This window comes from Pseudarthrobacter sp. fls2-241-R2A-168, assembly GCF_030209335.1.
GTDB lineage: Bacteria > Actinomycetota > Actinomycetes > Actinomycetales > Micrococcaceae > Arthrobacter.
The window spans coordinates 38,931-62,163 of the sequence record NZ_JARVSG010000041.1; the positions used below are offsets into that span (position 1 = coordinate 38,931).

The 23,233-nt window shown below is 66.3% G+C and carries 22 protein-coding genes; 15 read left to right on the forward strand and 7 right to left on the reverse strand.

Annotated features, from left to right (window positions below; translation table 11 throughout):
- Positions 1–45: 45 nt before the first annotated feature.
- Positions 46–957 carry a TrmH family RNA methyltransferase gene (locus QRN11_RS19655; protein ID WP_285314151.1) on the forward strand — a complete coding sequence of 304 codons (912 nt, stop codon included), beginning with the start codon at positions 46–48 and terminating at the stop codon, positions 955–957.
- Positions 958–1,039: 82 nt separating this feature from the next.
- On the opposite strand, the gene QRN11_RS19660 is transcribed toward QRN11_RS19655, so the two are convergent.
- Positions 1,040–1,315: a GlsB/YeaQ/YmgE family stress response membrane protein gene (locus QRN11_RS19660; RefSeq protein WP_285314152.1), complete on the reverse strand. Its 276-nt coding sequence runs from the start codon at positions 1,313–1,315 to the stop codon at positions 1,040–1,042.
- A 199-nt stretch (positions 1,316–1,514) separates the two neighbouring features.
- Here QRN11_RS19660 and QRN11_RS19665 point away from each other — a divergent pair, with 199 nt between their 5' ends.
- A complete protein-coding gene (locus QRN11_RS19665; protein ID WP_285314153.1) occupies positions 1,515–2,474 on the forward strand; it encodes a cation diffusion facilitator family transporter in 960 nt (319 codons plus the stop codon).
- 50 nt (positions 2,475–2,524) lie between these two features.
- Here the strand turns inward: QRN11_RS19665 and QRN11_RS19670 are convergent, their stop codons facing one another.
- On the reverse strand, positions 2,525–3,736 hold the full coding sequence (locus tag QRN11_RS19670; protein WP_285314154.1) for an MFS transporter: 1,212 nt from the start codon (positions 3,734–3,736) through the stop codon (positions 2,525–2,527).
- A gap of 161 nt (positions 3,737–3,897) precedes the next feature.
- Between QRN11_RS19670 and QRN11_RS19675 the strand changes: the two genes are divergently transcribed.
- The gene (locus QRN11_RS19675; RefSeq protein ID WP_285314155.1) at positions 3,898–4,344 is read left to right on the forward strand and encodes a (deoxy)nucleoside triphosphate pyrophosphohydrolase; all 447 of its coding nucleotides are present in this window, start codon (positions 3,898–3,900) and stop codon (positions 4,342–4,344) included.
- Between the two features lie 15 nt (positions 4,345–4,359).
- Here the strand turns inward: QRN11_RS19675 and QRN11_RS19680 are convergent, their stop codons facing one another.
- The 3 genes from QRN11_RS19680 to QRN11_RS19690 all read right to left on the reverse strand — a co-directional run bounded on the left by QRN11_RS19680 (position 4,360) and on the right by QRN11_RS19690 (position 6,758).
- Positions 4,360–5,463 carry an Rv2578c family radical SAM protein gene (locus QRN11_RS19680; protein WP_285314156.1) on the reverse strand — a complete coding sequence of 368 codons (1,104 nt, stop codon included), beginning with the start codon at positions 5,461–5,463 and terminating at the stop codon, positions 4,360–4,362.
- 62 nt (positions 5,464–5,525) lie between these two features.
- On the reverse strand, positions 5,526–6,257 hold the full coding sequence (locus QRN11_RS19685) for an SIMPL domain-containing protein (RefSeq protein WP_285314157.1): 732 nt from the start codon (positions 6,255–6,257) through the stop codon (positions 5,526–5,528).
- 3 nt (positions 6,258–6,260) lie between these two features.
- Entirely contained in the window at positions 6,261–6,758 is a 498-nt protein-coding gene (locus QRN11_RS19690; protein ID WP_285314158.1) for a hypothetical protein, read from the reverse strand.
- A 200-nt stretch (positions 6,759–6,958) separates the two neighbouring features.
- Here QRN11_RS19690 and pheS point away from each other — a divergent pair, with 200 nt between their 5' ends.
- Both pheS and pheT read left to right on the forward strand, forming a co-directional pair.
- Positions 6,959–8,020: a phenylalanine--tRNA ligase subunit alpha gene (gene pheS / locus QRN11_RS19695; RefSeq protein ID WP_285314159.1), complete on the forward strand. Its 1,062-nt coding sequence runs from the start codon at positions 6,959–6,961 to the stop codon at positions 8,018–8,020.
- A 2-nt stretch (positions 8,021–8,022) separates the two neighbouring features.
- On the forward strand, positions 8,023–10,566 hold the full coding sequence (pheT, locus tag QRN11_RS19700; protein ID WP_285314160.1) for a phenylalanine--tRNA ligase subunit beta: 2,544 nt from the start codon (positions 8,023–8,025) through the stop codon (positions 10,564–10,566).
- Between the two features lie 90 nt (positions 10,567–10,656).
- On the opposite strand, the gene QRN11_RS19705 is transcribed toward pheT, so the two are convergent.
- Positions 10,657–11,622, reverse strand: a complete 966-nt coding sequence (locus QRN11_RS19705) for a quinone oxidoreductase family protein (RefSeq protein WP_285314161.1) — start codon at positions 11,620–11,622, stop codon at positions 10,657–10,659.
- 77 nt (positions 11,623–11,699) lie between these two features.
- Complete coding sequence (locus tag QRN11_RS19710; protein WP_285314162.1) at positions 11,700–12,791, reverse strand: fatty acid desaturase family protein; 1,092 nt, start codon at positions 12,789–12,791, stop codon at positions 11,700–11,702.
- A 171-nt stretch (positions 12,792–12,962) separates the two neighbouring features.
- Here QRN11_RS19710 and argC point away from each other — a divergent pair, with 171 nt between their 5' ends.
- The 10 genes from argC (at position 12,963) to QRN11_RS19760 (ending at position 23,149) form a co-directional block, all read left to right on the forward strand.
- Positions 12,963–13,994: an N-acetyl-gamma-glutamyl-phosphate reductase gene (argC, locus tag QRN11_RS19715; RefSeq protein ID WP_285314163.1), complete on the forward strand. Its 1,032-nt coding sequence runs from the start codon at positions 12,963–12,965 to the stop codon at positions 13,992–13,994.
- Complete coding sequence (gene argJ / locus QRN11_RS19720; protein WP_285314164.1) at positions 13,991–15,157, forward strand: bifunctional glutamate N-acetyltransferase/amino-acid acetyltransferase ArgJ; 1,167 nt, start codon at positions 13,991–13,993, stop codon at positions 15,155–15,157. The genes argC and argJ overlap by 4 nt, the downstream gene beginning before the upstream one ends.
- A gap of 40 nt (positions 15,158–15,197) precedes the next feature.
- Positions 15,198–16,157, forward strand: a complete 960-nt coding sequence (gene argB / locus QRN11_RS19725; protein ID WP_285314165.1) for an acetylglutamate kinase — start codon at positions 15,198–15,200, stop codon at positions 16,155–16,157.
- A 107-nt stretch (positions 16,158–16,264) separates the two neighbouring features.
- On the forward strand, positions 16,265–17,479 hold the full coding sequence (locus QRN11_RS19730; protein ID WP_285314179.1) for an acetylornithine transaminase: 1,215 nt from the start codon (positions 16,265–16,267) through the stop codon (positions 17,477–17,479).
- Complete coding sequence (gene argF / locus QRN11_RS19735) at positions 17,476–18,486, forward strand: ornithine carbamoyltransferase (protein ID WP_142062689.1); 1,011 nt, start codon at positions 17,476–17,478, stop codon at positions 18,484–18,486. The genes QRN11_RS19730 and argF overlap by 4 nt, the downstream gene beginning before the upstream one ends.
- Positions 18,486–19,016 (forward strand): arginine repressor, encoded by a 531-nt coding sequence (locus QRN11_RS19740; RefSeq protein ID WP_285314166.1) that lies wholly within the window; start codon positions 18,486–18,488, stop codon positions 19,014–19,016. Before argF ends, QRN11_RS19740 begins: the two co-directional genes overlap by 1 nt.
- Positions 19,017–19,061: 45 nt before the next feature.
- Complete coding sequence (locus QRN11_RS19745) at positions 19,062–20,267, forward strand: argininosuccinate synthase (RefSeq protein ID WP_285314167.1); 1,206 nt, start codon at positions 19,062–19,064, stop codon at positions 20,265–20,267.
- On the forward strand, positions 20,264–21,679 hold the full coding sequence (gene argH / locus QRN11_RS19750; RefSeq protein WP_285314168.1) for an argininosuccinate lyase: 1,416 nt from the start codon (positions 20,264–20,266) through the stop codon (positions 21,677–21,679). Before QRN11_RS19745 ends, argH begins: the two co-directional genes overlap by 4 nt.
- A 149-nt stretch (positions 21,680–21,828) precedes the next feature.
- Positions 21,829–22,377, forward strand: a complete 549-nt coding sequence (locus QRN11_RS19755; RefSeq protein WP_285314169.1) for a pyridoxamine 5'-phosphate oxidase family protein — start codon at positions 21,829–21,831, stop codon at positions 22,375–22,377.
- A 10-nt stretch (positions 22,378–22,387) separates the two neighbouring features.
- The gene (locus tag QRN11_RS19760) at positions 22,388–23,149 is read left to right on the forward strand and encodes a maleylpyruvate isomerase family mycothiol-dependent enzyme (protein WP_285314170.1); all 762 of its coding nucleotides are present in this window, start codon (positions 22,388–22,390) and stop codon (positions 23,147–23,149) included.
- Positions 23,150–23,233 lie beyond the last annotated feature (84 nt).

Sequence of the window (23,233 nt, forward strand, 5' to 3'; positions counted from 1 at the left end):
GGGACAGTTCAGGAACTGGTGGCCCCAGCCACTAAAGTTTTCTGTATGAACGACACCGGGCGCCCGCAGGATTTACCACTCTCCAACCCCCGAGCAGATCGGGTGCGGGATGTGGCAAAACTTGCAGGGCGCCCGGCCCGTTTAAAGCGCGGACAGTTCCTGGCGGAAGGCCCGCAGGCGGTCCGCGAAGCGTTGAAGCTGCACCAGCAGCGCCTCACCGACGGGGCCCCGGGCGTTGTCACCGAGGTTTTTGCCAGTGCCGCCTGCCTGGACCGGTTTCCTGAATTCGAGGAACTTGCCGAGGGCACCAATGCCCGGTGGGCTACCGACGACGTCCTGGCCGCCATGGCGGACACAGTCAACCCCCAGGGCATCATTGCCGTCTGCCGGTTCGTCGACGTTGCGCTTGAGGAAGTGCTCGACGCCGGGCCGCGCCTCATTGCCGTACTTTGCCAGGTCCGGGATCCGGGAAACGCCGGAACGGTTCTGCGGGCGGCTGACTCAGCGGGAGCAGATGCGGTCATCCTCACGGGCTCCAGCGTGGACATCTACAACCCCAAGGCGGTCCGGTCCACGGCCGGTTCCCTGTTCCACCTGCCCGTGGTGCTGGGTGCCGATGTAGCTGAACTGGCCGAGGCGTGCCGGGCCCGGGGGATCGGCATCCTGGCTGCGGACGGCTATGGTTCCCTCAACCTTGACGCGCTGCAGGACGAAAACGCCCGGCGCCGGCTGACGGGGGACAGCACCCGGTCAGCCTATGACCTGGAAAAACCCACGGCCTGGCTGTTCGGCAACGAGGCGCAAGGGCTGTCCCAGGCCGAACTAGACTTGGCCGACCACCGTGTGGCTGTGCCTGTGTACGGGGCGGCGGAAAGCCTCAACCTCGGCACGGCCGCCACAGTCTGCCTCTATGCCAGTGCCCGCTCCCAGCACCTCCCGGCAGCATTGCCGGGCTAAGTGAAGTGCGGCTTTAACGGCAGCGTGGGCTCCGGATTACCGGAGCCCACGCTTGGGTGGAGAATGAAGATTTACCGGGAACTCAGGGCGAGCGTGTTGCCTTGCCGCGTCCGGTAATGGCACCGTAGATGCCGGCGACCACCAGGCCGCCTACGATGGCGAGAATCCACGTGCCGAGATCGAAGAAGGCCAGATCGCCTTTATTGAAGAGCAGGCTGCCGATCCAGCCGCCTACTATTGCGCCTACCACGCCCAGAACCAGGCTGGTGACCCAACCGCCGCCTACCCTGCCGGGCATTACGGCTTTAACGATGGCCCCCACTATGAGGCCGAGAATAATCCAAGCAAGAAAACCCATGTCTCCTCCTTATTGTGACCGGGATAAACCCTCCCGATGAGCTTCAAGCTAACATAGGGTCCCCTGCTTGTCAGCAGGCTTAGGGCCTGTCGCGGATGCATGCCGGCTGTTGGGGCGGGTACGGTAACTATGGGCGGAGCCGGGGTCCGGGTCCGCAAATTCCGTAGTGTTCCTAAAACCGTAAAAGAGGTGAAGCCCCTTGGCTGCAAGTGGCGGTACAAAGGCGATTATTGCGGCTCTGGCTGCCAACCTGACCATCGCCCTCCTGAAGTTTGTTGCGTACTTCCTGACGCGCTCGTCCTCGATGCTCGCCGAAGCCATCCACTCCGTGGCGGACTCCGGCAACCAAATCCTCCTGCTGGTGGGCGGCAAGAAGGCACAACGGGCCGCCAGCCCGGAACACCCGTTCGGTTATGGCCGGGAGCGGTATATCTACGCCTTCATCGTTTCCATTGTGCTATTCAGTGTGGGCGGCCTGTTTGCCCTGTATGAGGCGTGGGAGAAGTTTCAGCACCCGCATGCCATCGAGGGCGACTTCTGGTGGGTTCCCCTGGCGGTGCTGGTGGGGGCGATCATTGCCGAATCGTTCTCGTTCCGGACTGCCATCAAGGAATCGAACCATCTACGCGGACAGCAGTCCTGGGCCAAATTTGTGCGCAGTGCCAAACAGCCTGAGCTGCCAGTCATCCTGCTTGAGGACCTGGGTGCGCTCCTGGGCCTGGTGTTCGCGCTTATTGGCGTCAGCATGACGCTTGTTACCGGCAACGGACTCTGGGACGCCGCAGGCACGGCCATGATTGGCCTGCTGCTCGTTGCGATTGCCGTGATTCTGGCGTTGGAGACGAAGTCCCTGCTCCTGGGCGAATCGGCTTCCCGGGATGACGTGGAGCGGATTGCACAGGCCATCGAGGCCGACGGCAGCCGGATCATCCACCTCAAGACACTTCACCTGGGACCGGAGGAACTGCTGGTGGCGGCCAAAATCGCCATTAACCGCAACGCCACCGGCGAGGAGATCGCCAAGGAAATCGACAGCGCAGAGTCACGCATCCGGACAGCAGTGCCTATCGCACGGGTGATCTACCTGGAGCCTGACCTGCACCGTTCAGATGCCCCAGGTGCCGGCCATCAGCCTGCCGCCGCGGCACCGAGGCCCTGACAACTGCCCGTCAGAAACATCACGATGCCAGCCGGCCGCTGGCCGCCTTTTCAGGAGGCGGCCAGCGGTTTTTTGCGTTCCAGCATGCCACTGGCAACGGCAACGCCGAGGCCCAATACGGCCAGGCACGCTCCCACCAGTGCGGGGGCAACATAGCCCCAACCCCAGGCGATGACCAGGCCGCCCAGGAATGCTCCGAGCGCGTTCGCGACGTTCAGGGCTGCGTGGTTCAGGGACGAAGCCAGCGACGGGGCGTCCGGGGAGGCGTCCAGGAGCCGGGTCTGCAGCGCCGGTATCAGCATGGACCCGGCAGCGCCCACCACAAACACCATCACCAGGGCTGACCAAGGCCAGTGCGCGGCGATGGCATACACCACCAGGGCCACAGCGATGGCCGGCAGCACCCTGTAGAGGGTTCCCATCACGGATTTGTCCGCAATCCTGCCGCCCACCACGTTGCCTGCCACCATGCCCAGCCCGTACAAGGCCACCACCAGTGGAATCATCGACGAGGGGAGGCCGGCGACGTGGGTCATGGTGTGGGAAATGTATGTGTAAGTGGCGAAGAAGCCGCCAAAGCCCACGATGCCGATCAGGATGGCGAGCCAGACCTGGAGCCGCTTCAGCGCCCCGAGTTCACGGCGGATGCTGGCGTCCGGATGAGCCTGTTGGAAGGGAACAAACCGCCAGATCAGCACCAGGGTGAGCATTCCCAGCGCACCTACCAGGATGAAGAGCAGGCGCCAGCCGTAGGTTTGTCCCACCCAGGTTGCCGCCGGGACGCCGATAACGTTGGAGATGCTCAGCCCCGCCATCACCATGGAAATCGCCCATCCACGCCGGGTGGGCGGCACCAGCGAAGCGGCGATGACGGCAGCAACACCAAAGAATGCACCGTGCGGCAGCCCGGCCGCGAAGCGTGAAACCAGCATGGAGCCGTAATCGGGGGCCAGGAAAGAGGCCAGGTTGGCGACGGTGAAGAACAGCATCAGGCCGAGGGCCAGGTTTTTGCGCGGAAGCTTAGCGCCGACGGCGGCCAGCAGCGGTGCGCCCACCACCACACCCAGCGCATAAGCGGAGATGAGGTGCCCGGCTTCGGGGGTGCTGATGGTGAGGCCCTGTTCCACTTCCTTCAGCAGGCCCATCATGGTGAACTCTGTGACCCCGATCCCCACCCCGCCCATGGCCAGCGCAATGATGGCCAGGGCGATATTGGGGGAGGTGGTGCTGGTTGCCGTGGGCGACTGAATGACGCTGCTCATGTGCCTGCTTTTCGAGGTGCTGGGATACAAGTGGCTGCAGCCACGGCAGTGGGGCTGGATAGGGCCTGGACCACCGGGACAACCCCCGGGAAGGTGCAGGTATTCCCGGGAAAGCGGAGTGAGTGCCCGGGCCTTCCCATTGTCCCTCATAGAATGGGGCGGTGACTGGACTGATACAGGTGGTGGGCGGAGCTGTAGTGGACCACCTCGCGAACCCTTCCCTGCTGCTCGTGGCCCGCCGCAGTGCTCCTGAGAAGCTGGCCGGCCTGTGGGAGTTCCCCGGAGGCAAAGTTGAGCCGGGTGAAGAGCCTGAGTCGGCGCTCCGCCGGGAGCTGGTCGAAGAGCTGGGGATCGGGGTGCGCCTTGGCCCTGAGCTTGCCGCGGACTCTCCCACCGGCTGGCCGCTGAGTGAGCGGGCCAGCATGCGTGTCTGGTTCGCAGAGATCCTGGCAGGCGAGCCACAGCCCCTTCAGGACCACGACGAACTTCGATGGGTGTCCTTGGCCGACCAGGATGAAGTCCTTGGCCTGCCCTGGATTCCGGCTGATTTCCCAATTGTCCACGAGTTGTTGGCGGCACTCGAAGTGCCGGCAGCGGGTAAGCGCTGACAGCAGCCCGGAGCGCTAAAACAGGGTGGCCTGCGTCGCGGGTGTCGGGGATGCCGGTGCCGTTGTGGGTTTTGGGGCCGGGATGATGCCCGCCGGGTACTCCGCTTCTTCGTTGCGGGGATCGTCCAGGTCCCGGTGGCTGAAGCCCGACGAATCGGAGAAACCATACCGGGCCTTGAAATAACGGACCCGGCCGGCCAGCCACGCCCGGTACTCCTTGGAAGCGTACGAGCCTGAGCCATAGAGCCGGCCATAGCGGCCCGCCAGCCCGGGATGATTGGCTGCGAGCCACTTCATAAACCACTCCTTGGTGCCGCCCGGCTTCAGGTACAGGGCGCCCGCGGTGACGCCGGTGGCCCCCGCGGCGGCCAGGGAGGAAAACAGGGAATCCAGGGCTTCGTCACTGTCTGTGAGCCAGGGCAGGATGGGCATGGCCATGACTCCGCAGGGGAGACCGGCCTCGCGCAGCCGGGAGACCAGCTTGAGCCGCGCCCGGGGACCGGGGGTGCCCGGCTCGATGGCTTCCTGCAATGCTTCGTTGGTCATGGCGAGTGAGATGCCCAGGCCCACTGGCACCTGGGTGGCGGCGCTCTTCAGCAGCGGAATGTCCCTGGCCAGCAAGGTTCCTTTGGTCAGGATGGACAGCGGAGTGCCGGATTCGGCCAGGGCGGTAATGATCCCGGGCATCAGCTGGTATCGCCCCTCGGCACGCTGATACGGATCGGTGTTGGTGCCCAGTGCTACCTGGTGGCGGCCCCAGGACGGCCGGGCCAGTTCCTTCCGGAGGACCTCCGCCGCGTTGACTTTCACCACCACCTGGCTGTCGAAGTCACGCCCGGCGTCGAAATCCAAGTAGGTGTGCGTTTTCCTGGCAAAGCAGTACACGCAGGCGTGGCTGCACCCCCGGTAAGGGTTGATAGTCCATTCGAACGGCATGCGCGAGCCTGCCGGAACCTTGTTGAGCACCGATTTGGCGGTGACCTCGTGGAAGGTGATGCCGGCTAATTCAGGAGTGGTGACGGACCGGACCAGCCCGGCCAAGGGCAGGAGCGCGGGTGAGGCGCCGTTGGCGGCTGCTCCGGCCGGTGGCGGCATCAGTGCTTGGGCGTCCCATCTCATGGACTCTATTCGAATGTATGTTCGAACTTAAGTCAAGGAACCACGCAGGCGCCGGTAGCGGATCAAGTCAGCGCCTTGAGCTCCGAAACCACCTTGATGCCCGTATCCACTGCCGTTTCCCCGGCTTCCACCGCCAGGGCTTCCACGGAGGATGCACGCTGCATCCGGGGGAGGGGCACCGGCGCCTGTGGCGTGACGGTGTCCATGATGGAAAGGACCCGCCCCAGCCGGGCGGAGGCGAGGCGGGCAAACTGCTCGGCCGAGCGGAGAGCGTCAAGCCACGCCGCTTCCCGCGCTCGCGCCCGGACCTCGGCGTCGTCCGCAAAAGTCAGTTCAAGGCCGTTGAGGCGGACGTCGTTGCCGCCGGCCTCCACCGCGTCGGAAATAACGGCAGAAGCTGAACCGGGCGTCCGCAACCTCACTGTGAGGGTGCTCGCGGCGACGTATCCGGTCACGGACTGGCCTTCGCCTTCGCGCCAGACGAGGTCCGCCCGGACGTTGAGCCCAGTGGTCCTGATGTCCGCACCGGCAACGCCATGGCGGCGGAACGTTGACGCCACGGCGTCGGAACTGCTGCCTGCCCGCTGCCACGCCGCGGCCACGGAATCGGCACGGCATTCCACTCCGATGGAAACCACCATCAGGTCAGGGGCAGCTTCGGCCGAGCCCGTCCCGGTGACGCTGACAGTCCCGACGGAAGCATCGCCGCCGGACTGATGACTGGCCTGTCCGACGGCGTTGCCCGCCGCATCGCGGCTCGTCGCCCCGGTTGGATGTGCGGCTTCGCCCGGCATGGTTCACGCCTCCGTTCCGGAGGGGCGTATCATGCCCGGCAGGCGGAAGCTTCGGGGCGGTGTCCCGTGGACCGGGTAACCGCCGGCAACAAGACCCGCATGCCGTTCGAAGAAGTTGCCCGTTCCGGGATTGCCGGTCCGCAGCACCGACCACCCGGCAGCCAGGAAATAGAGCGGGAGGAATGGGGCGCCAAGGCACCAGGCGTACTGGGAACAGTGCTTTTCTTCATGGGCGAGCAGCTCCGGGCGGGCCAGCAAATCACCGGCGGTGCACCGGCACAAAATAACGTTGCCCAGAGCAAATGCTCCGGCAAACGGCACGCGCCACCGGTAGCCGGCGCCGATAATGAGTCCGCGCGGGCCCCGGCTGACATCCGTCCGTGCCAACGCAGCCACGGCGAGCCCCAGGACGGTGCTGCCGTTGGCAGCGTTCGCGAGCAGCCGCAGCACCTGCGGCCCGGTCAGCGGCGCACGAAGCGCCAAAGGCTTCCGTGGTGTCATGAGGCCATGGTAGCTGGACGGTTCAATTAGACTGGAGGGCAGTGGCCGCCGGATTTTCCGGTATGCCCTGACCTGGTCATTGAATGAACCGATATTTGCACGTGAATTAGGGGTCATTCATCCATGACCTGCCAGCGGAAGCGCTGCCGGGAAACCGGAAATGCCCGCCGGCAGCCACGACTCGTAGCTAAGAACAGTAGATGACTGAAACTTTGCCGGGCGCCGCCATCCCGAACCCCACGGATGAAGCCGCCATTACTGCCGCTGTAGACCAGGCCACCGCCGCCATCGCCGGCGCGGCCACCCTTGATGAGCTGAAGGCGGTGAGGCTCGCGCACACCGGTGAGAAATCGCCGCTGAGCCTTGCCAACCGCGAAATCGGCAAGCTGCCCAAGGACCAGAAGGCCATCGCCGGAAAGCTCATGGGCGCTTCGCGCGGCCGGGTTAACAAGGCGCTCGCGGACCGCACGGCAGCGCTGGAAGCCGAAAACGACGCCCGGATCCTCCTCGAAGAGACCGTTGACGTCACTGCCGCGCCCCGCCGCCGTCGTGCTGGTGCCCGGCACCCTCTGTCCACCCTGCAGGACCGCGTCGCGGACATCTTCGTGGGCATGGGCTGGGAAATAGCCGAGGGACCGGAAGTCGAATCGGAGTGGTTCAACTTCGATGCCCTGAACTTCAAACCGGACCACCCCGCCCGCGAAATGCAGGACACCTTCTTCGTGGAGCCGCCCGAGGCACACCTGCTGATGCGCACCCACACCTCCCCGGTGCAGGTCCGCTCCATGCTGGAACGCGAACTGCCCATCTACGTGCTGTGTCCGGGCAAGGTGTTCCGTACGGACGAGCTCGATGCCACTCACACGCCGGTGTTCCACCAGTTCGAGGGCCTGGCCATCGACAAGAGGCTCAGCATGGCGGACCTGCGCGGCACCCTTGAGCACTTCGCGCGGCAGATGTTCGGCGACGAAGCCCAGATCCGGCTGCGCCCGAACTACTTCCCGTTCACCGAGCCTTCCGCCGAGCTGGACATCTTCCACCCGGGGGCCAAGGGCGGACCGCGCTGGATCGAGTGGGGCGGCTGCGGCATGGTCAACCCCAACGTGCTCCGCGCCGCGGGCATCGACCCGGACGTTTATTCAGGTTTTGCCTTCGGCATGGGCATCGAGCGGACCCTTATGTTCCGCAACGAAGTCGGCGACATGCGCGACATGATCGAAGGCGATGTACGTTTCAGCGAGCACTTCGGGATGGAGATCTAACAGTGCGTATCCCAATTTCCTGGCTGCGTGAATTCGCGGAGGTACCGGCCGGAGCAACGGCCGAAGACGTGATGGCCGAACTGGTCAAGGTGGGCTTTGAGGAAGAAGACGTCCACCGTCCCACGGACACCCTGAAGGGCCCCATTGTGGTGGGCCAGGTCCTGAGCCTGGTCAAGGAACCGCAGACCAACGGCAAAACCATCAACTGGTGCCAGGTCCGCGTTGTCCCCGAGGGGCAGGAGCAGACGCTCACCGGCAAGGGCATCGACCCCTCTGGCGTGCAGGGCATCATCTGCGGCGCCCACAACTTCGTTGAGGGCGACAAAGTGGTGGTCACGCTGCCGGGCGCCGTGCTGCCGGGCGACTTCCATATCTCCGCGCGCAAAACCTACGGCCACCTCTCCGCCGGCATGATCGCCTCCGTCCGCGAACTGGGCATCGGCGAGGACCACGACGGCATCCTGGTGCTGTCGCGCATCGGGCTGGACCCCGAAATCGGCACCGACGCCATGGAACTGCTCGGCCTCTACGACGAAGCCGCCGAAATCAACGTCACCCCGGACCGCGGCTACGCCTTCTCCATCCGCGGCGTGGCACGCGAATACGCGCACGCCACCGGCACGACTTTCACCGATCCCGCATCCCGCGTAACCGCTCGGGAGGAGCTCGCCGGCGGCTACGGCGTCAAGCTCAACGACGACGCGCCCATCTACGGCAAGCCGGGCTGCGACCGCTTCGTGGCCCGGACCGTCCGCGGCGTGGACGCCACCAGGCCCACCCCGCAGTGGATGGTGTCCCGGCTCCGGCTGGCCGGCATCCGCTCCATCTCCCTGCCGGTGGACATCTCCAACTACGTGATGCTCGAACTTGGCCAGCCCACGCACTGCTACGACCTGGACAAGCTGTCCGGAGACATCGTGGTGCGCCGTGCCGCGGCCGGCGAGAAGATCACTACCCTCGATGACAAGGTGCGCACCCTTGACCCCGAGGACCTGCTGATCACCGACGACTCCGGCGCCATCGGCATCGCCGGCGTCATGGGCGGTGCGGCCACCGAGGTGGGCGACACGACGTCGAACATCCTGGTGGAAGCTGCGCACTTCGACGAGGTGTCCATCTCCCGTTCCCGCCGCCGCCACAAGCTCCCGTCCGAAGCGTCCAAGCGCTTCGAACGCGGCGTTGACTGGCAGGTGGCCGGCATCGCCGCCCAGCGCGTGGTGGACCTGCTCGTGGAGCTCGCAGGCGGCACGGCAGACGAGGCAGGAACCGACGTAGGAACGGCCCCGGACACCGTGACCATCGATCTCCCCGCAGACTTTGCTGCCGCCCGGATCGGCATCGACTTCACCGAAGAGCAGATTGTCACCTCCCTCGAGGACCTCGGCGCTGCAGTCGTAAAGCACGACGGCGGCTGGAGCGTCACTGCCCCCAGTTGGCGGAACGACCTTGAGACCAAGGAGGACCTCTCCGAGGAGATCGCCCGCCTGGTGGGCTACGACAAGATTCCCGCGACGTTGCCCGTGGCACCTCCCGGGCGCGGCTTGACCCGCGTGCAGCAGCAGCGCCGCCGCCTCATCCAGGCATTGGCCGATGCGGGCCTCACCGAGGTCCTGTCCTACCCGTTTGTGTCTAAGGCCGCGAACGACACCTTCGGCGTGGCGGAACAGGGTGCGGGCCGTACGGCTGTGAAGCTGGCCAACCCGATCAGCGAGGAGCAGGGCTTCCTGCGGACCTCCGTCCTGCCCGGGCTCATCGAGGTGGCCAAGCGGAACCACTCGCGCGGCTTCCGCGACCTGGCGCTTTACGAGTCCGGCCTGGTGTTCCTGCCCGCCGAGAAGATGGGTACCGAATCCATCCCGCCGCTGGGCATGAAGCCCTCCGATGAGGTGCTGGATGCCCTGTACGACGGCGTCCCCGCCCAGCCGTTCCACGTCGCCGTGGTCCTCACCGGGCATGATTCGCCGGCCGCCGCCGCGCACGCTCCGCGTGTGTGGGACTGGGCTGACGCCCTGGACATCGCCCGGCTTGCCGGTGACGTCCTGGGCGTGGAGCTCGTGGTCAGCCAGGGCAGCCACCAGGCATTCCACCCCGGCCGGACGGCCAGGCTCTCCCTGCGCACCGGAGAACTGGTGGGCTACGCCGGCGAGCTGCACCCCAAGCTGCTGGCGGCATCGGACATGCCGGCCCGGTCCGTGGCCCTGGAGCTCAACGCCGACGCACTGTTCGACGCCGCGCCCGATGTGATTGTGGCCCGCCACATCTCTTCGTTCCCGGTGGCCACCCAGGACGTAGCGCTCGTGGTTCCTGCGGACATCCCGGCCGACGACGTGCTTGCCGCACTCCGGGAAGGCGCCGGCGAACTCCTGGAAGACGTTGCACTCTTTGACGTCTACGCCGGCAAGGGGATCGAGGACGGCAAGAAATCACTGGCCTTCGGACTCCGGTTCCGTGCCGACGACCGCACCCTGACAGCGGACGAAGCATCGGCTGCACGGGAAAGCGCCGTGGCCCTCGCCGCTGAACGCTTCGGCGCGGTGCAGCGGTAGGCAGCGCAGCCTTAACACGCGGAAGGTCCCCGCTGCCCGGATGAGTTCATCCTGGCAGCGGGGACCTTTCTGTATGTCAGCTGATGCCTGCTACGGAACCAGGAGGACCTTTCCGGTGGTCTTCCGGCCCTCAAGGTCGCGGTGCGCCTGGGCCGCCTGGGACAGCGGGTAGCGTGCGCCGATCCGGACCTTCAAGCTTCCGTTGGCTGCTGCGGCGAAAATTTCGTCCGACCGCCAGCGGCGTTCTGCTGCGTCCTGCAGATAGTGGCCCATGGTGGGCCTGGTCAGGAACAGCGATCCGCCGGCATTGAGCCGCTGCGGATCCACGGGCGGGACAGGACCCGAAGCAGCGCCGAACAAAGCCAAAGTGCCGCGCACCCGCAATGAGCTGAGCGAACCGTCGAAGGTGTCCTTGCCCACGCCGTCGTAGGCAACGTCCACGCCGCGGCCGTCCGTGAGGTCCCGGACCCGATCAGCGAAGCCGTCGTAGCGCAGGACATGGTCCGCCCCGGCGTCGAGGGCGAGGGCTTCCTTTTCGTCGGTGGACACCGTGGTGATCACCCGGGCGCCCTTTGCCTTCAGGAGCTGGATCAGCAGGAGCCCCACTCCGCCGGCGCCGGCGTGCAGCAGGACGTTATGGCCGGCCTCAACCTTGAAGGTGGAGTTGATCAGGTAGTGCGCCGTGAGGCCCTGCAGCGGGAGGGCGGCGGCCGTGAAATCATCAAGGCCGTCAGGCACGGGCAGAGCTTTGTCAGCCTCCACCAGGGCATAACCCGCATAGCAGTCCTGGCCTTCGGCGGTGGCAACACGGTCGCCGGTAACAAAGGCTGTGACGCCCTCACCCACCTCCTCCACCGTTCCGGCCGCCTCGGAACCGGGGATGAAGGGATACGGCACCTTGTACACGCCGCTGCGCTTGTACGTGTCAATGAAGTTCACTCCGGCCGCGGCCACCTTGACCAGCAGCTGCCCAGGACCGGGAACAGGGCGCTCAACCGGAACATAGGAGAGGACTTCGGGACCGCCGGCTTGCCCGGCGACAATTGCGTGCGTCATGGGTTTCCTTCCACGGGCGGGGATTTCCTGGCCCGGTTCACCCATCCTAGGCTCCACCTGCGACGCGGCGGGGCTGTTCAGTAGCGGCGCGTAACCGTTGCCATGGGGCACTCGAAGTGGCGTCCTGCCGCAAGCCCCACCTGGTTGAGGTAGCGCACGATGATGCCGTAGGACTGCAGCAAAGTGGTCTCGGTATAGGGAACCTGGTGCTTGCTGCAATACTCACGAACAATGGCGGCCGCCCGGTCCAGCTGGGGCCGTGCCATGTCCGGGAAGAGGTGGTGTTCCGCCTGGCGGTTCAGCCCGCCCAGCAGGATGTCCATAAAACGGCCGCCGGAAATGTTCCGTGAGGTCAGGACCTGGCGGCTGAAGAAGTCCACCCTGCTGTCCGCCGGCAGGACAGGCATGCCCTTGTGGTTGGGGGCAAAGGAGGCCCCCATGTAAAAACCGAAGACCGCCAGCTGGACGCCGATGAAAGCGGCCGCCATTCCCGGTGGCAGGAAGGTGAAAGCCAGGACCGGGAGCAGGGCCAGCCGGACGGCGAGGATGGGAATCTCCACCCAGCGGTGCGTGACCTTTGCCCTGCGCATAATGAAGCGCACGGAATCTATCTGCAGGCCCAGCCCAACGAGCAGGAGCAGCGGAAAGAAGAACCAGCCCTGTTTCCTGGTCAGGAAGGACAGCGGGCCCTGCCTGGTGGCCGCGCCCTCGGCGTGGAAAGCGATGGCGCCGGTGGCAATGTCCGGGTCCTTGGAAACCACGTTGGGGTGGTTGTGGTGCGCGCCGTGCTTTTGTTCCCACCAGGAATAACTGATCCCGGCCACGGACGTGGCCAGCAGGCGCGCTGACCAGTCGTTGGCGCGCCGGGAGGCAAAGATCTGCCGGTGGCCGGCCTCGTGGGCGAGGAAGCTGAGCTGCGTGCAGAGAACGCCGACGGCGGCCGCAATCAGCAGTTGGAACCAGCTGTCCCCGATCAGGGCGAAGCCGAACCACGCGGCTGCCATGAGGAGGACCAGGACCGAGAACAGTGTGGCGTAGAAACCCACGCGCCGTTCCAGCAGGCCTTCGGCTTTGACGGCTTTCAAGAGTTCGGAGTAGCTCAGGACTACGGCGTTCGGCTGCCGGACACGCGGGCCACGGCGGACGGAAGTGGGTAGGGTGGTGGTCAAAGACGCCTCGTGACTGTTGCGGGCAACATTGCAGCCGACATTCGGACTGCACGGTCAGGATCACCCTCTACTCAGGATACGGCAGGCCTTCGGCCGTTAAGTCTGAGGGAGGAACGCGGGCGTATGCATAAATATCGGGCCTAGTGAATACTTTTGCTGTAAGGTGGAACCATGACTATTTCTGTTGCAGTCTCAGGCGCCAGCGGCTACGCCGGGGGAGAGGTCCTCCGCCTCCTCGCGGGCCACCCGGATGTGACCATCGGGGCCATCACAGCGCACAGCAATGCCGGTTCGCGCCTCGGCGAGCTGCAGCCGCACCTGCACGGACTGTCCAGCCGCATCCTGGAGGACACCACGGTGGAGAACCTCTCCGGCCACGACGTGGTCTTCCTCGCACTGCCGCACGGCGCCTCCGCAGAGATTGCTGCCCAGCTTCCGGAAGGGACGCTGGTGATCGACGCCGGCGCCGACCACCGCCTGGAGGACCCGGCCGCCTGGGAGAAGTTCTACGGTTCAGCCCATGCCGGAACCTGGCCCTACGGCCTGCCGGAACTGCCGGGACAGCGTGAAGCGCTCAAAGGCGCCAGCCGCATCGCCGTGCCCGGCTGCTATCCGACGTCGGCCCTGCTGGCCCTCACGCCGGGGTTCGCAGCGCACCTCCTTGAGCCCGACGACGTCGTCATCGTTTCCGCCTCCGGCACCTCCGGCGCGGGCAAGGCAGCAAAAGTGAACCTGATCGGCTCCGAGGTCATGGGCTCCATGAGCCCCTACGGTGTGGGCGGTGGACACCGGCACACGCCCGAAATCGAACAGGGCCTGTCCAATGCGGCGGGGGAGCAAGTGACTGTTTCCTTCACTCCCACACTTGCGCCCATGAGCCGCGGGATCCTCACCACCGCCACTGCCAGGGTTAAACCCGGCACTTCCGCCGAACAGCTGCGCCAGGCTTGGACCGACGCGTACGACGACGAACCGTTTGTGCACGTCCTGCCCGAAGGCCAGTGGCCCGCCACTAAGGCCGTCCAGGGGTCTAACCACGCGGCCATGCAGCTTGCCTTTGACGCGCACACCGGCCGCGTGATTGTCACCTGTGTCATCGACAACCTCACCAAAGGGACCGCCGGCGGCGCCGTGCAGTCCATGAACATCGCACTCGGCCTGGCGGAAACCGCCGGCCTTGACCTGCAGGGAGTAGCCCCGTGACCGTTACCGCACCCCTTGGCTTCCGGGCCGCCGGCGTCACCGCCGGATTGAAAGCCTCCGGCAACCCGGACCTTGCCCTGGTGGTTAACGACGGCCCCGCAAAAGCTGCTGCCGCGGTGTTCACCAGCAACCGCGTGGCTGCGGCCCCGGTCCACTGGTCCCGCCAGGTGGTCTCCGACGGCCGGGTGGACGCCGTGATCCTGAACTCCGGCGGAGCCAACGCCTGCACCGGGCCCACAGGCTTCCAGAACACCCACAGCACGGCCGAAAAAGTGGCCGAAGTGCTGGGTATCTCGGCCACCGATGTGTTCGTCTGCTCCACCGGCCTGATCGGCGAGCAGCTGCCCATGGACAAAATCCTCCCCGGCGTTGAGGCAGCCGCCAAGGCCCTCAGCACCGACGGCGGACCGAACGCTGCCACCGCCATCATGACTACCGACTCGGTGCCCAAGGCGGCGCTGTTCATCGGCACCGACGCGGACGGCCAGGAATTCAGCATCGGCGGCATCGCCAAGGGTGCCGGCATGCTGGCACCCGGCCTGGCCACCATGCTGGTGGTCCTCACCACGGATGCGGTAGTGGAGCAGGAAATGCTCGACGTCGTCCTGCGCGATGCCACGCGGGTCACCTTCGACCGCGCGGACTCCGACGGCTGCATGTCCACCAACGACACCGTGGTGCTCCTGGCCTCCGGCGCCTCCGGCGCCGTGCCGTCCGCCGAGGCTTTCGGCGCCGGCCTCACCCAGGTGTGCGCCGAGCTTGCCCGCAAGCTCATTGGTGATGCCGAGGGTGCCAGCCACGACATCGCCATCCGTACCTTCAACGCGGCAAGCGAGGCCGACGCCGAAACCGTCAGCCGGTCCGTGGCCCGGTCGAACCTTTTCAAGGCCGCCATCTTCGGCAAGGATCCGAACTGGGGGCGGGTGCTGTCCGCTGTGGGTACGACGGACGCCGCTTTCGAACCGGACCAGCTCAACGTCTCCATGAACGGAATCCAGATCTGCCGCAACGGCAGCATCGGCGATGACCGCGCCCTGGTGGACCTGGAGCCCCGCGAAGTGCTCGTGGAAATCGACCTGCAGGCAGGCGACGCCGAGGCCACCATCTGGACGAACGACCTCACCCACGACTACGTGCACGAGAACAGCGCCTACTCCAGCTAGGAGCCGCGCCCCCGGAAAAACCGTTGCGGAAAGTGACAGCATGAACACCCAGACGCGTGAAACCACCAGCATGTCCGATGCCCAGGACAAGGCCGCCACCCTGATCGAAGCGCTGCCTTGGATCCAGCGGTTCGCCGGTTCCATCATGGTGGTCAAATACGGCGGCAACGCCATGGTCAACGACGAGCTGCGCCGCGCCTTCGCCGAGGACATCGTGTTCCTCCACCACGTGGGCATCCACCCGGTGGTGGTCCACGGCGGCGGCCCGCAGATCAACTCCATGCTGGGCCGGCTGGGCATTGAATCCGAGTTCAAGGGCGGGCTGCGCGTCACCACCCCCGAGGCCATGGACGTGGTCCGGATGGTCCTCACCGGCCAGGTGGGACGCGAACTGGTGGGCCTGATCAACTCCCACGGGCCCTACGCTGTGGGCATGTCCGGGGAAGACGGCGGGCTGCTGCGCGCTGTCCGGACCGGGACTGTGGTGGACGGCGAAGAAGTGGACCTCGGGCTGGTGGGCGAGGTGGTCGGCGTCGACCCGGCAGGCATTGTGGACATCCTTGAGGCCGGCCGGATCCCGGTGATCTCCACCGTTGCCCCGGAGATCGTGGACGGCGGCGACGGCGTGGCCGGTACGGCACGCTTCCAGCCCACCGGCCAGGTCCTCAACGTTAACGCCGATACCGCGGCTGCGGCCGTCGCCTCGGCGCTGGGCGCCTCCAAGCTGGTCATCCTGACGGACGTTGAAGGCCTGTATGCCAACTGGCCCGACAAGTCCTCCCTGGTTTCCTCGCTGACGGCCTCGGAGCTGCGGGACATGCTGCCCAAACTCGAATCGGGCATGATCCCCAAGATGGCCGCCTGCCTCAAGGCCATCGACGAGGGAGTGGAACGTGCGCACATCGTGGACGGGCGCCTGCCCCACTCCATGCTTCTGGAAACATTTACGACGGCGGGCATTGGCACCCAGGTCGTCCCCGACGAGGAGATGAACGCATGAACGAAACTTTTGAGGTGAGTCCGGCCGGCGATGGGGGCCCCGCCCGCTTCGCGGTGCCCGACCACTCCCGGGCCCCCATCGCCGGTCCGGCCTCCAAAGCTTCCGTTATGACTGGAACGAGAAGCGGATCCGAGTGGCTGGCCCGCTATTCCACCTCCTTGATGGGCGTGTTCGGCACCCCGCAGCGCGTCCTGGTCCGCGGCGCCGGCTGCCTCGTGTGGGACGCCGACGGCAAGGAATACCTCGACCTGCTCGGCGGCATTGCCGTCAACGCATTGGGCCACGCCAACCCCTTCGTCACATCGGTCATTTCCAGCCAGCTGGCCACCCTGGGCCATGTGTCCAACTTCTTCACCAGCCCCACCCAGATTGCGCTGGCCGAAAAGCTCCTGGCCCTCAGTAACGCGCCGGCCGGATCCAAGGTGTTCTTCACCAACTCCGGAACCGAGGCCAACGAGGCCGCCTTCAAGCTGGCGCGCCGCAACTCGGGCGGCGGGGAGACCAAACGGACCAAAATCATCGCGCTCGAAGGTGCCTTCCACGGCCGGACCATGGGCGCCCTGGCGCTGACGGCAAAAGAGGCCTACCGCGCGCCGTTCGAGCCCCTGCCCGGCGGCGTGGTGCACATCCCGTTCGGCGACATCGAAGCCCTGAAGGCAGCCGTTGACGAAACCGTGGCCGCAGTGTTCCTCGAACCGATCCAGGGCGAGGCCGGGGTCCGTCCCCTGCCGCCCGGATACCTGAAGGCTGCACGGGAACTGACCGCCCGCACCGGCGCCCTGCTCATCCTCGATGAGGTGCAGACCGGCATCGGCCGGACCGGCAAATGGCTGGCCAGCGAGGACGCCGGGATCATGCCGGACGCGGTCACCCTGGCCAAGGGCCTGGGCGGTGGATTCCCGATCGGCGCGCTGATCACCTTTGGTGAGGGGACGTCGTCGTTGTTGAGTGCAGGCCAGCACGGCACCACCTTCGGCGGCAACCCCGTGGCCACTGCGGCAGCACTCGCCACCCTGCATGCCATCGAAAGCCAGGATGTCCTGGCGAACGTCGCCTCGGTGGGGGAGCACCTGCGTTCAGCGCTGGCCGCCATCCCGGGCGTCATCGAAGTCCGGGGCGAAGGCCTCCTGATCGGCTTCGACCTGGATGCGGACGTGGCACCGGCCGTGGTGCAGGCTGGCCTTGACGCCGGCTTCATCGTCAACAGCCCCGGTCCGCGCACCATCCGCCTGGCGCCGCCGCTGGTCCTCACCAGTGCACAGGCTGACACCTTCCTCGCCGCATTCCCGGCCATCCTCCAAGCAGCTAAGGACGCCCAGTGACAACAGCCACCGGCACCACCCGGCACTTCCTCAAGGACACAGACCTCAGCCCCGCCGAGCAGGCGGAGGTCCTGGACCTTGCCATCCGCATGAAGGCCGATCCGTACAGCGTCCAGCCGTTCGCCGCAACGGGAAGCGGCCGCAAGACCGTTGCCGTGATCTTCGACAAGACCTCCACCCGGACCCGGGTCTCGTTTGCCACCGGCATCGCGGACATGGGCGGCAACGCCCTGATCATCAATCCCGGCGAAGCCCAGATCGGCCACAAGGAATCCGTGGAGGACACCGCCAAGGTCCTGGAGCGCATGGTCTCCACCATCGTCTGGCGGACCGGTCCGCACGCCGGCCTGGTGGCGATGGCGGAAAACTCCGCGGTGCCGGTGATCAACGCCCTGTGCGATGACTACCACCCCTGCCAGCTGCTCGCGGACCTGCTGGCCGTGAAGGAACACAAGGGCGAACTCAAGGGCCTCACCATGAGCTACCTCGGGGACGCCGCCAACAACATGGCCAACTCCTACCTCCTGGCCGGTGTCACGGCCGGCATGCACGTCCGGATCGCCGGGCCCGAAGGCTACCTCCCGGCCGATGACGTGGTGGCCGAAGCGCAGGAACGTGCGGCAGAGACCGGCGGTTCAGTCCTGATCACCACGGACGCCGCGGCGGCGCTGAAAGGGGCCGACGTCGTCGCAACAGACACATGGGTGTCCATGGGCCAGGAAGCCGAGAAGGAAGCCCGGCTGCAGCTGTTCCGCGAGTACTCCGTCGATGAGGAGGCCATGGCACAGGCTGCGGAAGACGCCGTCGTGCTTCACTGCCTCCCTGCCTACCGCGGCTACGAAATCTCCGCCGGCGTCATCGACGGCCCGCAATCCATCGTCTGGGACGAAGCCGAAAACCGGCTCCACGCCCAGAAGGCCCTGATGGCCTGGCTGATGCACCGGTCCGGCCTGGCATTCGTGGATGGCCTTGCTCCCGTCGAAGGCACCGGAGAGAGCACGTTCTAGTGTCAGCCCAACCGGCGGTGCCGGGCTCCAGCCCGGCCACCAAAACTGCCCGCCAGGCACGCATCACGGCCATCCTCACGGGTGAATCCGTGCGGTCCCAGGCGGAGCTGGCGGCCCTGCTCGCGGACGACGGCGTGCAGGTCACCCAGGCCACGCTGTCCCGGGATCTCGTGGAACTCGGCGCGGTCCGGGTCCGCGGCAAGGAAGGCGTGCTGGTGTACGCCGTCCCCGGCGAGGGCGGCGAGCGGGCCGCCAAGAGCGGGGTGAGCCAGGAAATCCTGGACGCCCGGCTGGCCAGGCTCTGCAGCGAACTCCTGGTCACCGCGGAGGCCTCGGCCAACATCGCCGTACTCCGCACCCCGCCGGGAGCCGCCAATTTCCTGGCCCTGGCCATCGACCACTCGGTGATGCCGTCCATTTTGGGCACCATCGCCGGTGACGATACCGTGCTGCTGGTGTCCCGGGACCCGCTGGGCGGCCCCGACCTCGCAGCCCGCTTCCTGCAGCTGGCCGAGGAAGCCGGGCAATAAGCTTGAAGACAACAATTACCAAACCCCCAACAAGGAGCATTTAAAGTGACTGAACGCATTGTGCTGGCCTATTCCGGCGGCCTGGACACGTCCGTAGCCATCGGCTGGATCGGTGAAGCCACCGGCGCTGAGGTCATCGCCGTGGCGGTTGACGTCGGACAGGGCGGCGAGTCCCTCGAGACCATCCGCCAGCGCGCCCTGGGTTGCGGCGCCGTCGAAGCCTACGTGGCCGACGCCTCCGACGAATTCGCCAACGAATACGCTATGCCCACGCTGAAGGCCAACGCCCTCTACCAGGGCCACTACCCGCTGGTGTCCGCCATCTCCCGCCCGGTCATCGTCAAGCACCTGGTCAAGGCTGCCCGCGAATTCGGCGCCACCACCGTTGCGCACGGCTGCACGGGCAAGGGCAACGACCAGGTCCGCTTCGAAGTGGGCATCCAGACCCTCGGCCCGGACCTGAAGTGCATCGCACCGGTCCGCGACCTCGCCCTCACCCGCGACAAGGCCATCGCCTTCGCCGAGGAAAAGGGCCTGCCCATCGAGACCACCAAGAAGAACCCGTACTCCATCGACCAGAACGTCTGGGGCCGCGCGGTGGAAACCGGCTACCTCGAGGACATCTGGAACGCCCCCACCAAGGACATCTACGACTACACCGCCACCCCGGAGTTCCCGCCGGCACCGGATGAGGTCACCATCTCCTTCGAGGCCGGCATCCCGGTAGCGATCGACGGCGTGAAGGTCACCCCGCTGCAGGCCATCAAGGAACTCAACCGCCGCGCCGGCGCCCAGGGCGTGGGCCGGATCGACGTCGTCGAAGACCGCTTGGTGGGCATCAAGTCCCGCGAAATCTACGAGGCGCCGGGCGCCATGGCGCTGATCACGGCCCACAAGCACCTCGAGGACATCACCATCGAGCGCGAGCAGGCCCGCTTCAAGGCCACCGTTGGCCAGCGCTGGGCCGAGCTGGTCTACGACGGCCAGTGGTTCTCGCCGCTCAAGCGTTCCCTGGATGCCTTCATCGATGACACCCAGAAGTATGTCTCCGGCGATATCCGCATGGTGCTCCACGGCGGCCAGGCCATCGTCAACGGCCGCCGCTCCGACACCTCGCTGTACGACTTTGACCTCGCCACCTACGACACCGGCGATACCTTCGACCAGTCCATGGCCCGCGGCTTCATCGAGCTGTGGGGCATGTCCGCCAAGGTTGCCTCCGGCCGCGACATCCGGGTCGCGGGTCAGTGACCAGCACTACGAACACCGGCGCGCTGTGGGGCGGCCGGTTCGCCGGCGGCCCCGCCGATGCCCTGGCGGCGCTGAGCAAGTCCACGCACTTTGACTGGAGGCTCGCGCGCTATGACATCGCAGGTTCCAAGGCGCACGCCAGGGTGCTGCACAAGGCCGGTCTGCTGGATGACGCCGAGCTGGAAGGCATGCTCGCGGCCCTCAACCGGCTGGATGAGGATGTAGCTTCGGGCGCCTATGTGCCGGCGGAGTCCGATGAGGATGTGCACGGCTCGCTGGAGCGTGGCCTGATCGAGCGTGCCGGGACCCAGCTGGGCGGCAAGCTCCGCGCCGGCCGGTCACGGAACGACCAGGTGGCCACGCTCGGCCGGATGTTCCTGCGTGACCACGCCCGGATCATCGCCCGCGGTGTCCTGGCCACGGTGGACGCGCTGGTGGAGCAGGCGAAGGCCCACCACGGCGTGGCCATGCCGGGCCGGACCCACCTGCAGCACGCCCAGCCGGTCCTGCTCAGCCACCATTTGCTGGCCCACGCCTGGGCACTGCTGCGCGATGTGCAGCGGCTCCAGGACTGGGACAAGCGCGCCGGCGTCTCGCCGTACGGTTCAGGGGCCCTGGCGGGCTCCTCCCTGGGGCTTGATCCCGAGGCGGTTGCGGCGGATCTTGGTTTCTTCTCCGCGGCCCACAACTCGATCGACGGCACCGCTTCCCGCGATGTTTTCGCCGAGTTCGCCTGGGTGTGCTCCATGATCGGCGTGGACCTGTCCCGGATCTCGGAGGAAGTCATTCTCTGGGCCACCAAGGAGTTCTCCTTTGTGACGCTGCACGATTCCTACTCCACGGGATCGTCCATCATGCCGCAGAAGAAGAACCCGGACGTGGCGGAGCTGGCCCGCGGCAAGGCAGGGCGCCTGATCGGCAACCTGACCGGGCTCCTGGCCACGCTCAAGGGCCTGCCGCTGGCGTACAACCGCGACCTGCAGGAGGACAAGGAGCCGGTGTTCGACGCCGCCGACACCCTGGAGCTCCTGCTCCCGGCCGTGTCCGGCATGATTGCCACCCTGACGTTCAACACCGAACGGATGGAAGCGCTGGCACCGCAGGGCTTCGCACTGGCCACGGACATCGCCGAATGGCTGGTCCGCCAGGGCGTTCCGTTCCGCGAGGCGCACGAGCTCTCCGGCGCGGCCGTCAAGCAGGCGGAATCCCGCGGCGTGGAGCTGTGGGACCTGACCGACGAGGAGTACGCCGCCATCTCGGAGCACCTCACGCCGGAGGTCCGCACCGTCCTGTCCACGGAGGGCTCGTTGAACAGCCGCAACTCCCAGGGCGGAACGGCACCGGCCGCCGTCGAACGCCAGCTCGCGGCGCTGGAAGCCGAGCTCGACGGCGTGCGGGAGTACGCAAAGTAACAACTCAACGCTCTCTCACTTAATGTCGCCTTTGGGCCATCGCTCTCTCACTTTCCCTAAGAAAGTGAGAGAGCGTAGCCGAAATTCGCGCATTAACTGAGAGAGCGTTGCGCGTTAATGGGCCGCGGACCCGCCGCTAGGGTGGAGCCATGAGCGAAACTTTCCGCAAGTTCCTTCGCACGCTTCCCGACTTCCCGGCCGAGCTTCCCGGCTTCGATCCGGACAAGGCGCCGCAGGACCCCACCGAACTGTTCAAACAATGGCTGGACGAGGCCCTGGCCGCGGGGGAGCAGCAGCCGCACGCGTTCAGCCTCGCCACGATTGGGCCTGGTGCCGGCGGCGGGCAGCAGCCGTCGTCAAGGATGCTGATCCTGAAGAACATCGACGACGACGGCTGGCAAGTCGCCACGTCCCGCACGTCCAGGAAGGGCCGGGAGCTCGCAGCGGAACCCAGCGCCGCCATGAACTTCTACTGGGCCTCGCAGGGCCGGCAGGTCCGGGTGGCAGGGTCCGTGGCGGAACTGTCTGCAGAGGCATCGGCCCGGGACTGGGCGGAACGGCCGCGGGCCGACGGCAGTGAAAACCCCAACTGGCAGCTATACGCCCTCCGGCCCGCCGAAATCGAGTTTTGGCAGGCCAGCAATGACGGCCAGCACGTCCGGCATCGTCTTGGCCCGGACGGCGCCCTTCCCGGCTAGGATGAGCGCCATGACAGCTCCCGAACCCGAACTCCTGCTCGCCGCACTCCATCAGGCTGCCGATAATGTCGCCGTCGATGTTGCCAAACTTAGTGACGCGGACGTCGAGGCGCCTTCCGCGCTTCCCGGCTGGACGAGGGGCCACGTCCTGGCCCATCTGGCCGGGATCTCCAACGCGATGGCCCGGCAGCTTGAGTACGCGGCGCGCGGGGAAACCATTGAGCTGTACGACGGCGGAATGGCAGGCCGGAACAAGGCCATCGACATGGCTGCGGGCCACGATGCCGCCACCCACCGTGCAGACCTGACTGCCGCCTTGGATCGGGTGCTGCGGGCATTTGATGTACTGCCCGGCGTCAAGGACTCATCCGCTCACCAGACGGGCTGGTGGGCCCCCATCTCCTACCGCGGGGGAGTGGTCCTGGACGGCGGCCTCGCGCTGTGGCGCGAACTCGTCATCCACAACGCGGACCTGCAAACGGGCAGGGGACCGGAAACCTGGAGCAGGCCTTTCTGCGAGCACCTGTTCGATTTCCTCGCGGCCCGCGTCCCGGCAGAGGACAAGCTGGTGCTGCAGCCGCTCGGACTGCCTCCGGTGGCCATCGGCAGCGGGAACCGGTCCACCGTGGTCAGCGGCATGATCACGGACATCGCCGCCTGGCTGGCCGGCCGCGAACCTACCCTTGGGAGCCTGCGAGCCTCCGCGGCGGCCGACGGCGTCGACCTGCCCGAACTCCTGCCATGGCCTGCAGGAACCCCAAGCACGAAGTAGCGGCTCCGATTCTGGTTGCGCTAGCAGTTTTGGTCCCCAAAACCCTGTTTTGGGGACCAAACTGATAGCGCAAGGGGGACTCGA